Annotated in this window: 1 protein-coding gene; it reads right to left on the bottom strand. The window is 40.2% G+C overall.

The window, feature by feature from the left end:
• A partial coding sequence (locus FLA105534_RS13750) for a condensation domain-containing protein (RefSeq protein WP_173966695.1) occupies positions 1-321 on the bottom strand: 321 nt, incomplete at both ends.

The raw sequence follows: 321 nt of genomic DNA, 5'->3' as shown, positions 1-321 counted from the left end.
TTACTGCATCTGGCAACTACAAGGCCATAAGCAGCATGGAACAATACTGCTGGGGTCATACCCAGCCTCAAACACGTTTCACGCAATTCTGAACTTAAAGCTTTTGAAAGCAAAGCTTCTGATTCTTCAATATCCTTACCATCTCCAAGGATGTTTGATAAATCAAACGGATAGGTAGGCTCTTCAATTCCTTCAAACAAAGATCTAAAATAAGAACCTGCGTCATGCTCCGATTGCGCATGTAAAGTATGACCTATAAAATCACGGTACAAAACAGGAACACCTAAACTTTCTTGGTTGCCCGATAAATACAACATAACC

The sequence above is a fragment of the Flavobacterium collinsii genome, from assembly GCF_902804485.1.
In the GTDB taxonomy this organism is placed as follows: Bacteria; Bacteroidota; Bacteroidia; order Flavobacteriales; family Flavobacteriaceae; genus Flavobacterium; species Flavobacterium collinsii.
This window is presented reverse-complemented; position numbering and strand designations above follow the sequence as displayed.